The organism is Marinobacter nitratireducens (assembly GCF_000708045.1).
Classification (GTDB): Bacteria; Pseudomonadota; Gammaproteobacteria; order Pseudomonadales; family Oleiphilaceae; genus Marinobacter; species Marinobacter nitratireducens.
This window is the reverse complement of the sequence record NZ_ANIE01000005.1, coordinates 421498-435943: the sequence shown is the minus strand read 5'-3', so window position 1 is coordinate 435943 and position 14446 is coordinate 421498. Positions and strand designations below refer to the sequence as shown.

The window sequence follows — 14446 nt, the reverse complement described above, 5'->3', positions numbered from 1 at the left end:
TCAATCCTTAGACTGTGCCTGCCATTCGCTCTTCAGAAGACCAAAGCAGACAACATCGTGAAATCGTTCGCCGTCATAATGCTGATCCCTGAAACAGCCTTCCTGCAAAAAGCCCAGCCTTTGATGGAAGGCTATCGACCGCTCATTAAAACCAAGCGCTTGCCCACATACCTTGTGAAGCCCTAATTGCTCAAATGCGAAATTGAGAGCTGATATCCCCAACTCGCGGCCAGTTCCTTTCTTAGCGTCTGGCGCGAGGTAAAACCCCCAGTCTGCGACCAGGTTGCAGCGCGTACGGGTGAGGTTCACAAAGCCCTGGGGTTTTTCTTCCCGCTCAAAGATCAGAAGATCTATTTCGGGATTAACAGAGGCACCCGAAAACCACTTACGGTGCTCCTCCAGCCGAATTTCGTGAGTAGTATACATATAGCGGCGTACCTCAGGATGGTTTCGCCACTGAAGCACCAACTCAAGGTCTGATTCAGACATAGGTCGGAGTTTACTCATTGCTCCTCCCCTCCCCGGCTTATAGCGCTCATCGCCTTAACTACCCTGAGAACGCCCTTGCCGTCCGTGATACCCGCTGCAGACTCGCTCATCCGATAAAGCAAGCCAGGCTCCGCGAGCCCTGCTAATACCGACGGCAAGAGCGATGCAAGCTGTTCAGGATCGCTTATTGTTTTGGCCGCACCGCTCTCAAGCAAGGCTTTCGCACCTGCAACCTGATTCTCCGCCAAAACCACGAGAACCGCTGGGAGCCCCAAAGAGCAACGCTCCCAAGAGGTTCCTCCCGCCGCCCCGATAGAAAGATCCGCCAAATACATGCGTTCGGCCATATCCTTCACATTCACACTCACGGTTGCCTTGAATCGCATACGGGCGGCCTGTTGCTGGACCTCTGCCAGAAAAGGTGCGGACGCGCCCAAGATAATATCCAGCTCTGTGGACGCAGGCAGCGCCGACGCTGACAGCCCGTCAAGTACCCGACCGGTTACGTTGGCTTGGTCAACGCCTCCAAGTGAAATCAGAATTCGTTTGAGCTCCGGTTGTTCACGGTGCTTCAACCCCCTATCCCGGCACTCCGAAAATTCCGGTCGCAGCAGAGCATAACGAGGGCCAATCAGTCGACTACACTCTTCCGGTAACAGGTCGTCGTAGTCCGACGGTACGCGGCCAAGATTTTGATCCATCAGCAACGCACATTCATGGGCCCGATTGGCCAGGTCATCAATCACCATGACGTTGCTCACAGCCTTACCAACGAGCCGCTCCCAATTCACATCCAACGCATAGTGGTCTACAACCAGCCAATCGGTCGTTTGCAACGAAAGGGCTTCAAGAGTCTCACGCGCATCTTCCTCCCAGGACACACCCAGCCACGTGGCGTAGTGATCGGTCTTGCCGCCGTGCATGTCCAGATCGTTGTCATTGCGAGCAGGTAGTAAATCCACCCTGTATCCTTTGCTCGCAATCAAATCACCCAGGTGCCCCGGATGCTCCCGGCAAATAAAACGGCAACTGTGGCCGTGGCGAGTGAGTTCGTCTGCCAATGTCAGGCAGCGCATCACATGGCCGGTACCGATCTGTACTGAAGCGTCGGCCCGGAATACTACCAACACGTCCAGCCGCCATCGACAGATAGATTGGCACCATTCACATAGCTCGACGCATCGGATAAAAGGAAGCCCAAAGGGCCCTGCAATTCATCAGCAACGCCAATCCTTCCAAGGGGGACCTTCTGGGAAAGCGAGCGAATGAAATCAGGATTCGATTGCTGAACAGCGTCCGAAGGAAACGGGCCGGGCGAAACCGCATTCACACGGATCCCCTCCGGACCAAATTCACAGGCCGCATAGCGAGTCCATTGCAACAGGGCAGCTTTGGCAGCACCGTAAAAAGGTGGATTGGAAACCGATTTGCCGGCATAGATACGTTGATCCGGGCTCACTATCCCGTACATAGATCCCATGTTAACCACGGAAGCAGCCCCATTTTTTTGAACAGCCAGCCTGAGGGCGGGAAGAGCGGCAGACAACATCTGATGGGCCGCCACCATCGTGACCTCATAACTACCGCGATAGTCTTCCGCGTTGGCCGTTTCAATAGAGCCCGCGGTTCCCGCATAGGCATTGTTTACGAGTCCATCCAATGGCTGATCAGCAAACTTTACGAACCAGTCCTTTACCGAATTTTCGTCACTGACATCGAAGGCAGCCGATAACGCTTCCCCGCCTGTCCCATGCAGTGAAGCAACGAGCTCATCCACCTTTTCAGGGCTCCGCCCATTAACCAAAACACGAGCTCCCAGCGCTGCCAAGCCAAAGCTGATGGCCCGACCAAGATAACCTGTAGCCCCAGTAACCAGGACAGTCTTATGTTCGAGTGAAAACAGCTTTGGCGAGTTTTGGGTCATTCCGATTTCCAGTTTGCCGGGTTTAACGTTGCCTCAGATAATTTTGGCCGATCAGCGGAGACGGCCGTCAACTGCGCTTCGGTAAACAGATCGCAGGTCGCACACTCGAGGTTTTGAGCTAACTGATCCAGATTGTCTACACCAATGACCACACCATTAATCCAGCCCTGGCTCAGAACATATTTCAAACACAGTTCCGCAACATCCCCCTGAGTCAGCTTGTTGGCGCTGTCTTGAAGCCAGCGAATGACCGGCTCGGGATCAACGCAATGAGCCCTTTCCCACAGGCTTTCCTGAGATGTCGCCAACAACCCCTGCAAAAGAGAGCTTCTGGCATGGACCGTAATGGCCCGGTCTCGTCGAACGTCTTCCAGTTTCTCGATAACACGATCCCAGCGATCATCAAGAATATTAAATGGGATCTGGATAAAGTTTACGTCCCTGACATCCAGAGCTTGCAACGCCTCATCCGGCGACTGAACAGAAACACCCAACTGTCCAATAGCACCCTCGTCACGAAGCTCAAGCAATGCTCTCCATGCAGCCCCGTTCCAGTCCCACAGATGGCGTGCCCGGTGAAGCATCAAAACATCGAGTGAACCACGTTTTAAAGCCCGACATGACTGAAAAACACTACTCGTGACAAATGCCTGCACAACCTGTTCGCTGGCGCCGTCCGGGCAACGATCGAGAGGAGAAAGTTTCGTTATGGTTGTCACTCGCGAAGCCCAGCCACCTGCCAGAGCTTCACCAAGAACCTGCTCGCTGTTGCCGTATGCATGCGCCGTATCCAAATATCCGACACCATTGGACACGGCCATTCGCACCAACGCTTTTGCCGCCTGACTGTCTGGTTTACCGGATTGGTTGGCGATACCGTAATTCAGACCTAGTTGAGCAGTGCCCAACACAAGCTTGCTTGCTGGTTTTGCCACTATCACATCCGACGAAAGCTGCACCAGCCTCTCGACCAGGGAGTCCAGCGTTACAGCCTCGGGCTCGTTCTCCGCTCTGAACACCTGCGATACCCGAAGGTAATCGTCCAGAGTATCGACGGTACAGCGATACTGGCTCAGCGCCCGGGTGCGATATTTATCATACCCAACCACCCCATATTTCCTGATAATCCAAGGGGTTACATGCTCTCTATCTGACTCTGACTCAGTAGATCTATGTGCAGCCCGTATATGCCCCGCCCTCGTTATTTCTGCACTCACGCCATATGGCAGGCCTGAACCCTCACCCGCGCAATTCATGTACTGAAGCTGACATGATTCGAACGCTTCAAGCATCCCATCAATGAACTGTCCGTCCGGGAAGACATTGTCCCCGGTCAGGCGCACGACAATCTGCTCATCCGGGGCAGAGCCGATCGCATCTACAAACCGTTTCAGGGTGTTTTTGAGGGAACCTCGAAAATACGGAACTCTCCACTCGGCCAGCACATCGCAAAGCACATCGTCGGACGCATCTGTAGACGTCACCACTTTAACCGGCAGCCCAGTATTGGCCGCCCGCTTTGCCGCGAGAACAGCAAGAGGCACGCCCGATATTGGCAACAGAACCTTCCCGGGTAGTCGGGACGAGCTTGTTCTTGCCTGTAACAGCACTATTGCACTCATAGCAATGATCGCTCGAGGGCTCTTACAACCTCATCCTGCTGTGACTCGCTCATCCCATGGAACATCGGGAGACTGATGGCCTCGCGGTAATAGGCCATGGCTTTCGGGAAGTCCTCTTCTTCAAAGCCCATACTTTGATAAAAAGGCTGTGTATGAACGGGAATGTAATGAAGGTTGACACCGATACCGTGTGATCTGAGGCGATCAAAAACCTCTCGATGCGTCACAGGAATCTTATCAAGCTGCAGACGAATAACGTACAAATGGAGGCCAGAATAGCCGTCAGGATGCTGCCACGGAGTGATCACCGGGCTATCCGCCAAAAGCTCATCATACCTGGCCGCCAGTTCATGCCTCCTCGCCACGAACTGATCCAGACGCTGCATCTGGCTGACGCCGAGTGCGGCCTGCATTTCCGTCATTCGGTAATTGAACCCGAGATCAATCTGTTGATAGTACCAGGGCCCGTCAGGCTCCCCGGTCATTAAAGACGGATCGCGGGTGATGCCATGGCTACGAAAAAGCGCCATCCGGGAAGCCAGGTGCTCATCGTTCGTGACCGCCATGCCACCTTCCGCCGTGGTCACAATCTTGACCGGATGGAAGCTGAACACGGTGATATCGCTGTATTCGCACGCCCCTATAAAGACCTCTTTGTATTTACCGCCAATAGCGTGCGAGGCGTCTTCAATAATGCGAAAACCATACTCCTCTGCCAAGGCGGCAATTGCAGACATATCGCAAGGTTGGCCAGACAAATGAACAGCTACAACCACTTTAGGCAGCCTGTTCTCAGCTTTTGCAATCTCCAGCTTTCTTTTCAGCGCCTCAGGGCACAGGTTGTATGTCCTGGAATCAATATCTACAAAATCGACCTGCGCGCCGCAATACAGGCCGCAGTTAGCAGAAGCGACAAAGGTTACCGGCGTAGTCCAAAGCCAATCGCCCTTCCCGAGCCCCAAAGCCAGGCATGCAATATGAAGTGCCGAGGTGGCACTGTTCACCGCTACGGCGTGCCGAGCGCCCACATGGTCAGCTACCACGCCCTCAAACTTCGGGACAACGGGCCCCTGGGTCAGAAAATCTGATTTCAGAACCTCGACAACCGCATCAATATCGGTCTTGGAGATATCCTGCTTACCATAGGGGATCATGCTCAAATCTTACCAATGTCGCTGTAGTTTTGATCAATCCAGTCCTGAAGCTCGGCATCCGTCATCCACTCACTGTTATTGTCACTGGCGTAGACAAACCCGTCAGCAACACGCTTGCCGTCCTTTATCCGATCTTCGCAACTTCCCCAGTTGTTGATGTTCGGAAGAATCTTGAAATGCTCTGGGTATTCATAAGTGAAGTGGGAATCCTCTGCGCCGATCATCTGCTCATGCAGCTTTTCTCCCGGTCTGATGCCGACGATATCCTGCTTGGCATCTGGCGCAACAACTCTTGCCAAATCCGTCACTTTCATCGACGGTATCTTTTTAACGTAGATTTCTCCCCCAACCATGTCTTCAAAGGCGTGCCATACCAACTCCACACCCTGCTCCAGGCTTATCATGAAACGGGTCATACGCTCATCGGTAATTGGCAAAACGCCTTTGTCCCGGATGGACATAAAAAACGGAATGACCGAGCCGCGAGACCCCATGACATTTCCATAGCGGACAACAGAAAACTTCGTTTCGTGCCCACCGGAGTATGAGTTACCGGAAACAAATAGCTTATCGGATGCCAGCTTGGTCGCACCGTAAAGATTAATTGGGCTACTTGCCTTATCCGTCGAGAGCGCCACGACTCCTTTGACACCTTTGTCGATGGCAGCATCAATAAGATTCATCGCCCCATGGATATTCGTTTTCACGCACTCGAATGGGTTGTACTCCGCTGTTGGTACGATTTTGGTCGCAGCCGCATGCACAACGTAATCAACCCCATCCAGAGCCCTGTATAGTCGATCCCTGTCCCGGACATCTCCGATGAAGAAGCGGAGTCGGTCATCCCCCTCGAAAAGCTTTGCCATTTCCCACTGCTTCATTTCATCTCGTGAAAAGACAATAATCTTTTTGGGATTGTATTTTTCCAGTGTCATGGGAATGAACTTGTGACCAAAAGAGCCGGTTCCGCCAGTGACAAGAATGGTGGAGTTAGAAAGCATATTGAAGACCTTTATCTTCTCACGATTACATTTTTAACATTAGCTGCCAGAGCTGTGAGTTCGGACTCTGAGAACACATCGTCTTTGTAGTAAGTAGCAAAATACCGAGTATTGCTCGGATTAACGGCAAGAAAGAGGCTTCGCTCCCGTGCCAACTCATGAAGCCACTGCTTGATGCCTGACATGTCCCATGGGTGACTGGCAATTTCCGCCATCAGCATCTCATAGGACATCCCATCCCTGTATCGAAAAATTCCCGGAGCCCCTCTAAACCAGGGATTCCCGAAGATCAATGCCGGCACACCCAAAAGCGCTGATTCGAGAGCGGCCGAACCTGTGATCGTTGCAGTCATCAACGATTTTTGAATGATCTCCTTTGAGTTTACCGCTGCATCAATGAAGGAAACACCCTGTATGTTTCGGACCAGGCGATAGAATTCCGTGCTTCGCCCCTTGTAGCCGTGCAATGCACTGGTAAATTGTGAATAGTGTTCTTTGACCAGCACCGTTACGTTATCGGGCAGCGCATTCCTCAATGCCAGTATCGCCTGAAACTGATCATAGAAATCTAACCCATCAGGATTGGTGGTTCTCTCCGGTTCGTAATGCAACGGAAAGTAGACATACTCCTGATCCGGAATCGCATTGAACTCCACCGCTTCAACAGCCCTTGCCCCAAGAGCATGAACCCTGTTTTTTATCAGGAAGCGGCGAAGGACAGGCTCCAGGGCACTGAGACGAGTATTCTTCAACGCCCCCCTCTCAAGACCAGCCCGCCCTCGAACAATGCCATACACAACCTCTTTTGAAAGCTGAGAGGCGGCTTTTAACCAGGCGGCAATGCCCGCAGACTCGTGATCTTTTTTGCGCTGGAGCTTGATGTATTCAGGCTCAATATCCTTCGAAGGAGAGGAAAAGCGGTCCAGAAACCCGGAAATCTGGTTAGAAAGGCGGTGTTCGAGATCTTCACTCCGACCGGGGTTCAGCAAAAGAGGCTCACCATCAATTCCCTGTCGAAGACTCACCAAAGGCGCAATACTCCACGAAACAAAAGAGTAAGTGTGCACTTTCATCTCACGGGCCACCTCATAAAGCACGTATTGAAACGGCGAGTGCGGTGACTCGGACATCAACAAAAAATCGGGTGAATGCCGTTTCAGCAGGTATATGGAGTAACACAGGTAAAACTTGAAATAGGCATCCCGGTCAATATAGCGAAAACAGCCATACGGATCATGCCGATCCATCATCCTCAAGCACTTTTCTTTGACTGCACTGCCATTCAGCGCGGTATAGAGCTGGTAATCCTGATCGCTGAGTTCCAGATCAAATTCAAAAACCCTCGTATGAACTTGCTCGAACTCTACAAGACACAGATCCGGAAATTGCTTCATGGCTGCCGCATCAAGTGCAGAATCCCCGCACCATACCACCGGCCTCGCAACACCTTGCCCCTCGAGGCTTCGAGCGAGCTCTAACCAAATATCCCTGCCAGTTGGGAAGAAGAAATAACTAAGCACCAAGAAGACCTTTCAGATGTTTATCACGAATGCAGAGACATATTCTTGAACAGCTGACTCTTTTCAACCAGCTCATCATAGGTACCGGAGTCCTGTACCTCTCCTTGCCCAAGCACGAATATCTGATCGCATTTGCGGACCGTTGCAAGACGATGGGCAATCATAATGATCGTTTTCTTTCCGGAAAAGTCGTGTATTGCATCCATAATCAGACGCTCAGTAATGCCATCGAGTGCGCTCGTTGCCTCATCAAGAACAAGCACATCCGCATCATGATAGAGAGCCCGGGCAATTCCGATACGCTGACGCTGCCCCCCGGACAATTGAACGCCACGCTCTCCGACCCGGGTATCTAGGCCATCATGTAGTTCGGCGACGAGCGAATCAAGGTGTGCCATACGAGCCGCACGGGCGACCTTTTCTTCATCGATGGCACTCAGCGGAAGGCCAAACGCAATGTTCTCACGAATCGAGCTGTCAGCCAGAAAGATGGATTGCGGCACAAACCCAACGGAGTTCTGCCACAAACGACGGTTGCTCGCATTGATGACCGTGCCATCGATTCTGAGCTCTCCTTTTTCCGGTTCGATCAACCCGAGCAGGACATCAATAATCGTCGACTTCCCAGAGCCCGACGGCCCCACCAGGCCAACAACGGTGTTAGCACCAATGGGTATGGTGACGTTCCGTAAGGCCGGCTCCGATTTGCCCGGGTAGGTAAAGCTCACTTCACTTAACTCAATGAGTTTTGATGGCGCCAGATGACCAGGCTTACCAAAGGCGTCTTCGCTCGGAACACGTTTTCTTGCAGTCTCTGCACTCGCGTACAAATCCCCGCGAATGCCATCAAATGCAGCAAGATTTCCCCGAATCTGGGATACGCTCGCATAGATCTGCTGAAACGCTGGCAATAACTTAAAGCCTGCCAGTGCGTACACCGACAAGATAGGCAGTACCTCACCCAAGTTTCCTTCGTGAGAGGCGAGCAAGTACAGAATCAAAAAGATTACACTGCCGAACGCGATCAGCTCGACAATGAATTTGGGCAGCGTTGCCATCACCAGGTTGTTGCCCTGGGCACGGGCAAACCGGTTGCTGACACCTTCAAACCTGTCGGTAAAAAACTTCTGTCGCCCCAAAAGCAAAACATCTTTCACACCACCAAAGCCTTCACCCATCAGCTTGTAGCGCTCACGCTGCGAAGAGCTGACAATTGCGCCGTTGCGGGACAACTGCTTTCGAACCACCCGGTACATGAAGAAATACACTGTTGAGAATACAACAACGCCTACGAGCGCCACCCCGGGATTGAAGGCAAAAATAGTCACCATCATCAACGTCGCCATCACCACTCGGGCATTCATCTGCACGAACGGATTAATGATCGAGTTGGTAACCCGCACACATTCCTGAGCAATTTGACTTGTCAACTGACTGCTGCTGCCAGAAGCATGAAAAAGCCAAGGCTGGGACATGTAATGACGGTATAAACGACTACTGAGCTCAGCGCCAACCAGTGCTGCATACATTGACAGACGCCAGATCGTTAACATCGAAATGCCTGCAGCCAGAGCCAACAGAGCCAACACCGAGGCCCCCATCCAGAACAAAAACTGGCGAGGTTCCGCAATGCCACTCAACTGGTAGGCGTCAGCGATAATCCCCTCACCCTCGAGCAGCGTCGGATCCCCAACCAATGCCATAAAAGGGCCTATGGCGACCACGCTCACCAACTCCGCAAGTGCCATCAAAACGACAAGCACCTGAAGACGCAGCAACCGCTTTCTCTGGCCCTCTGACAGAAGCCAGTACAACTCCTTCAATTTTTTCAGCATTTACATTTCCAAGGGTTGTTCCTGGCGGGAGGCCGATCCATCACCGTAGAGATTATGCGCCAGGCTCAGATTGCCCACCAATTTCTTAGGGCACTCGCGATATGCAGGCTGAGTCAGCAGCTTGAGAAATAGCCGAGTATGTTACTGGCCACACTCATGGGTAAAAGCCCCAGATCATCGGGATCATGCATACCGCCACCAATCCAATCAAGCAAGTTAATGGCACCCCCAGCCTAAAATAATCCATAAATCGATATCGCCCTGGCCCGTATACCATTAAATTCGTCTGATAACCGAGCGGAGTGACGAACGAAGCCGACGCGGCAAACATTACAGCTATGGCGAAGGGGAGAACGTTCACACCCAGTTGTTCGGATACAGCCAACGCAATGGGAAACATTAACACCGCTGCAGCGTTGTTCGTAATTACTTCTGTAAAAACCGCTGTAAGTAAATAAACAGCAACCAAAGCCAACCATGGAGTAAGCTGTCCAAAACTCAACAGGCCACCAGCAATCCATTGAGCAGCGCCAGTCTCGGTCATTGCATTTCCCAGGGCAAAAGAAGCCGCTATTACAACCAACACCGGCAAATCGACACTGCGCCTTGCCCGGCTGGCAGTAATACAACCCGAAACGATCATCGCACCGGCAGCGAGAAATGCAGCCTCCATTATCTGCAGGAGCCCGGATGCACTCGTCAAAACCATCAATGCGAGGATACCAAGAGCTCTTGGCGCCTTGCGAAAATCGGGAGGCGTAGAATCGTTCAATGCGCTTACCAACAGGAAGTCCCGTCGGAAACGATATTGCTCCACGAACTGGTGGCTGGCTTCCAATAGCAACGTATCACCCATCCGAAAGGTGATGTCGCCCAGTTTGCCAGGCACTCGTTTGCCTTCACGTGAGAGCGACAGGATAACCGCGTTAAATCGCGTGCGGAAACGACTGTCCCTGATCGTGCGATTCAGCGCCGGAAACTCCGGGCCCAGAACCACCTCAACCAGACATCGCTGGTGATTCTCTACCTCAAGCTTATGAACACTACCATTAGCAGGTTTAAGACCCTGGATTCGCCTTAACTCACTGGCACACTCAGGGGCGCCGACGAAGTAGAGACGATCTCCAGGCTGTAAAGTACGGTCTGGCTCTACGGCGGTAATCAGCCGCCCACCGCGGTCAATTTCCGTGAGGTATCCGTAGTTAAGCGCTCGCAAACCGGCCTGAGCTATCGTTTTTCCCACTAAGGGGCCAGGGCTCATCACCTCGACCTCAACCCCATACTCCCGAACCTGATCCAGCTCTTCCGTCACCCCACCCCTATCGGGAAGAATTCGAGACGCGAAAAGCACCAGGTAAACACCACCGACCACCAAAAGCGGTATGCCAACCCAGGCTAACTCGAATAACCCGAGGTTAATACCCAGCTGGCTCTGCAAGAGACCATCAACGACCAGATTGGTACTGGTACCTATCAGAGTGCACGTTCCGCCGAGAATCGCGGCGTAGCTCAGAGGTAAGAGCAGTTTTGAGGCGGGAACACCAAGACGCTGAGCCCAGTCCTGAATCGCTGGAATGAACATAGCCACGACTGCCGTATTGTTCATGAAGCCACTAAGAATACCGGTAGGCGCAATCATGCGAAGCTGAGCTGTTTTCTCGGTTTTCGGGTGCCCCAACAAGAGCCTGGCAATCCACTGCACCGCCCCGGTTTCTTTAAGCCCCGCGGCCACAATGTAAAGCGTGGCAATAGTAATAACACCGGGGTTTCCAAAGCCAGCCAAGGCATCCGCAGGCCCAAGAATGCCGGTAATTAACAGAAACGACAGGGCCGCCATCAGCACCAGATCAGCCGAGACACGGGTAAGCGCGAGCGCTGACAACACCGAAAACAGCGTTATCAGCGTAACTACAGTTTGCCACGCCACGGATTCAGTCCTTACGGGAGATCAGTCCACGGTCAAGCAAGTAGCCAATCAGCGAGTCCACACACTCGTCAACCGTCATCGTCGACGTATCCAGCCTAAGCTCCGGGTGAGAGGGCACCTCGTAGGGAGAATCAATTCCGGTAAAGTGCTTGATCTCGCCGGACCGGGCTTTCTGGTAGAGGCCTTTCGGGTCCCGGGATTCGCAGGTCTCGAGCGGGGTATCCATAAAGACTTCGATAAATTCCCCTGCGGGGAACAGTTTGCGAACCATTCTTCGGTCACTGGTGAACGGCGAGATAAAGGCACTCATCACAATAATGCCTGCATCCGCAAACAACTTGCACACCTCACCAACCCGGCGAATGTTCTCTTCCCGGTCTGCGTCCGAGAAGCCCAGGTCCTTGCACAGGCCATGGCGTACATTATCGCCATCCAGCAAAAACGTGTGGTAACCACGCTCATGCAACGCCACATCCAGGGCATTTGCAATAGTGGACTTGCCAGAGCCGCTCAACCCGGTAAACCACAGCAGACAAGGTTTCTGATCCTTGTTTACCGAACGTTCGGCGCGGGAAACCTTATGGTCATGCCATACGATATTCGTCTCAGCCAATGTCATACTCCCTTTTAAATCGGCTTACAGCCCCACTCGGGGTAATTGTCCCGGATAAACCGGTTCAGGTTTCGCTCTGCCTCTGTATAGCTGCGTTCAGCACGAATATCCCCAGCGCTACCCAGCATACGCTCAACCATACCTGCCGCGACCGTCACATTAGTCATCTTGTCAATCAAGATAAAGCTGCCAGTGCCCGGGTGATTCTCGTAATCCTCAACCACCACCTTCTCAGAAAGCTCCAAATCGCACAGGCCAATGGCATTCAGCTTGAGGCCGCCCTCAACATCGGCATTCCGGGCAAGAGTGTTCACGTCCACCTCTTCCAGAACCCCGTTCACGTAGCAGTTGGTCACCTTTGTGCCAATCTTGATACCGTACTCGCGGCCCGGCTGCAGTGCGTCTTCGTTCATCCACACAATGTGGGCAGCAAAACGATTCCCCATGGCGGGCTGGCTGTTAGCATGGACTAGCAGATCGCCACGGGAGATATCCACTTCATCTTCCAGTGTCACAGTGATGGCATCGCCCGGCCAGGCACGCTCAATCTCGCCGTCATAGCTGTGAATACCCTGAACGCGAGACGTCTTACCAGAAGGCAGCACTGCCACTTCGTCGCCCTTGTGGATCACACCACTCGCCAGGGTACCGCAGTAGCCCCGGAAATCGAGATTCGGCCGATTCACATACTGAACAGGGAAACGCAGATCGGCAACGTTCTGATCTTCCAGAACTTCCACCTGCTCCAGTATGCTCATCAGGGTCTCACCGTGATACCACGGTGTCTGTTCACTGCGGTTTACCACATTATCGCCATTGAGGGCGGAGATCGGCACGTAGTACACATCTTCAAGGCCCAACTGTTCCGCCAGCTTTTCGTATTCGGCACGGATGTTGTTGAACACTTCCTCGGAGAAGTCCACCAAATCCATTTTGTTAATGGCTACAACAATATGCTTGAGACCCAACAGGCTGACGATAAAGCTATGACGGCGGGATTGAGTGAGCACGCCCTTACGTGCATCTATCATCACCACCGCCAGCTCACAGGTAGAAGCGCCGGTGGCCATATTGCGGGTGTACTGCTCATGGCCCGGGCAGTCTGCGATGATGAATTTACGCTTGTCGGTCGAAAAGTAGCGATAAGCCACATCAATGGTAATGCCCTGCTCCCGCTCAGAGGCAAGACCATCCACCAGCAGAGCAAGGTCCAGAGCTTCTCCAGCGTTACCCTGGCGCTCGTTATCTTTATGCAGTGCAGCCAGGTGATCTTCAAAAATCAGTTTGGAATCAAACAACAGTCGACCAATCAGCGTGGATTTACCATCATCGACACTGCCACAGGTCAGAAAGCGCAGTAGGTCCTTGTTCTCGTGCTGATCCAGGTACGCGAGGATATCCGATTCAATCAATTCAGATGCGTGAGACATAACAACTCCTTAGAAATACCCTTCGCGTTTTTTCTGTTCCATGGATGCGGCGGCATCATGATCAATCACACGCCCCTGACGCTCAGATGTCGTAGTCAGCAGCATTTCCTGAATAATCTCAGGCAGAGTAGCTGCCTCTGATTCAACTGCACCGGTCAGCGGGTAGCAGCCCAGAGTCCGGAAACGAACACTCTTCATCATCGGCTTCTCGCCCGGCTCCAATGGCATGCGATCGTCATCGACCATAATGAGCGTGCCGTCACGCTCTACCACTGGGCGTTCAGCCGCGTAGTACAACGGCACAATGTCGATATTCTCCAGGTAGATGTACTGCCAGATATCCAGCTCCGTCCAGTTGGAGAGCGGGAACACGCGAATACTCTCTCCTTTGTTGACCTTGCCGTTGTACAGGTTCCACAACTCCGGCCGCTGGTTTTTGGGGTCCCAGCGATGGAACTTATCCCGGAAAGAATACACACGCTCTTTGGCCCTGGACTTTTCCTCATCCCTGCGAGCGCCACCAAATGCGGCATCAAAGCCATATTTATCCAACGCTTGCTTGAGCGCCTGGGTTTTCATGACATCTGTGTGCTTGGCGCTCCCATGGGTAAACGGCCCAACGCCCTGCTCAACGCCTTCCTGATTGGTATGAACAATCAGCTTTAGCCCGAGGCGATCGGTCAATTCGTCCCGAAACTTGATCATCTCCCGGAACTTCCAGGTGGTGTCTACATGCATCAATGGAAAGGGAGGCTTGCCTGGCGCAAATGCCTTCATGGCCAAGTGCAGCATCACCGCAGAGTCTTTGCCGATGGAATAGAGCATAACCGGGTTATCAAACTCGGCGGCCACTTCCCGAATAATATGAATAGACTCCGCCTCAAGCTGCTTGAGGTGAGTTTTCCTTGGAGGCGTTAGTGTCATGTTAATC

12 protein-coding genes are annotated in these 14446 nt (G+C 52.7%); all 12 read right to left on the bottom strand.

Annotation, left to right across the window (positions count from 1 at the left end):
- The 12 genes from pseH to cysD all read right to left on the bottom strand — a co-directional run bounded on the left by pseH (position 1) and on the right by cysD (position 14439).
- A complete protein-coding gene (gene pseH / locus D777_RS09085; RefSeq protein ID WP_227501719.1) occupies positions 1 to 507 on the bottom strand; it encodes a UDP-4-amino-4,6-dideoxy-N-acetyl-beta-L-altrosamine N-acetyltransferase in 507 nt (168 codons plus the stop codon).
- Positions 504 to 1619: a UDP-2,4-diacetamido-2,4,6-trideoxy-beta-L-altropyranose hydrolase gene (gene pseG, locus D777_RS09080; RefSeq protein ID WP_036130884.1), complete on the bottom strand. Its 1116-nt coding sequence runs from the start codon at positions 1617 to 1619 to the stop codon at positions 504 to 506. Before pseG ends, pseH begins: the two co-directional genes overlap by 4 nt.
- Entirely contained in the window at positions 1610 to 2413 is an 804-nt protein-coding gene (locus D777_RS09075) for an SDR family NAD(P)-dependent oxidoreductase (protein ID WP_036130882.1), read from the bottom strand. The genes pseG and D777_RS09075 overlap by 10 nt, the downstream gene beginning before the upstream one ends.
- The gene (locus tag D777_RS09070; protein ID WP_081849512.1) at positions 2410 to 4035 is read right to left on the bottom strand and encodes an aldo/keto reductase; all 1626 of its coding nucleotides are present in this window, start codon (positions 4033 to 4035) and stop codon (positions 2410 to 2412) included. The genes D777_RS09075 and D777_RS09070 overlap by 4 nt, the downstream gene beginning before the upstream one ends.
- The gene (gene pseC / locus D777_RS09065) at positions 4032 to 5189 is read right to left on the bottom strand and encodes a UDP-4-amino-4,6-dideoxy-N-acetyl-beta-L-altrosamine transaminase (protein WP_036130876.1); all 1158 of its coding nucleotides are present in this window, start codon (positions 5187 to 5189) and stop codon (positions 4032 to 4034) included. The genes D777_RS09070 and pseC overlap by 4 nt, the downstream gene beginning before the upstream one ends.
- A 2-nt stretch (positions 5190 to 5191) precedes the next feature.
- On the bottom strand, positions 5192 to 6190 hold the full coding sequence (pseB, locus tag D777_RS09060) for a UDP-N-acetylglucosamine 4,6-dehydratase (inverting) (protein WP_036130873.1): 999 nt from the start codon (positions 6188 to 6190) through the stop codon (positions 5192 to 5194).
- An 11-nt stretch (positions 6191 to 6201) separates the two neighbouring features.
- Positions 6202 to 7710, bottom strand: coding sequence for a hypothetical protein (locus D777_RS09055; protein WP_150112631.1), 1509 nt, complete (start codon positions 7708 to 7710; stop codon positions 6202 to 6204).
- A 23-nt stretch (positions 7711 to 7733) separates the two neighbouring features.
- Positions 7734 to 9440: an ABC transporter ATP-binding protein gene (locus D777_RS09050; protein WP_227501718.1), complete on the bottom strand. Its 1707-nt coding sequence runs from the start codon at positions 9438 to 9440 to the stop codon at positions 7734 to 7736.
- 259 nt (positions 9441 to 9699) lie between these two features.
- Positions 9700 to 11472, bottom strand: coding sequence for an SLC13 family permease (locus D777_RS09045; RefSeq protein ID WP_036130866.1), 1773 nt, complete (start codon positions 11470 to 11472; stop codon positions 9700 to 9702).
- Between the two features lie 4 nt (positions 11473 to 11476).
- The gene (gene cysC, locus D777_RS09040; protein WP_264673439.1) at positions 11477 to 12085 is read right to left on the bottom strand and encodes an adenylyl-sulfate kinase; all 609 of its coding nucleotides are present in this window, start codon (positions 12083 to 12085) and stop codon (positions 11477 to 11479) included.
- A gap of 14 nt (positions 12086 to 12099) precedes the next feature.
- The gene (cysN, locus tag D777_RS09035; RefSeq protein ID WP_036130858.1) at positions 12100 to 13515 is read right to left on the bottom strand and encodes a sulfate adenylyltransferase subunit CysN; all 1416 of its coding nucleotides are present in this window, start codon (positions 13513 to 13515) and stop codon (positions 12100 to 12102) included.
- Between the two features lie 9 nt (positions 13516 to 13524).
- Positions 13525 to 14439 carry a sulfate adenylyltransferase subunit CysD gene (gene cysD, locus D777_RS09030; protein ID WP_036130855.1) on the bottom strand — a complete coding sequence of 305 codons (915 nt, stop codon included), beginning with the start codon at positions 14437 to 14439 and terminating at the stop codon, positions 13525 to 13527.
- Positions 14440 to 14446 lie beyond the last annotated feature (7 nt).

Coding starts and splice junctions, on each gene's coding strand:
- pseH (WP_227501719.1), bottom strand. CDS start 507: ATGAGTAAACTCCGACCTATGTCTGAATCAGACCTTGAGTTGGTGCTT.
- D777_RS09075 (WP_036130882.1), bottom strand. CDS start 2,413: ATGACCCAAAACTCGCCAAAGCTGTTTTCACTCGAACATAAGACTGTC.
- D777_RS09070 (WP_081849512.1), bottom strand. CDS start 4,035: ATGAGTGCAATAGTGCTGTTACAGGCAAGAACAAGCTCGTCCCGACTA.
- pseC (WP_036130876.1), bottom strand. CDS start 5,189: ATGATCCCCTATGGTAAGCAGGATATCTCCAAGACCGATATTGATGCG.
- pseB (WP_036130873.1), bottom strand. CDS start 6,190: ATGCTTTCTAACTCCACCATTCTTGTCACTGGCGGAACCGGCTCTTTT.
- cysN (WP_036130858.1), bottom strand. CDS start 13,515: ATGTCTCACGCATCTGAATTGATTGAATCGGATATCCTCGCGTACCTG.
- cysD (WP_036130855.1), bottom strand. CDS start 14,439: ATGACACTAACGCCTCCAAGGAAAACTCACCTCAAGCAGCTTGAGGCG.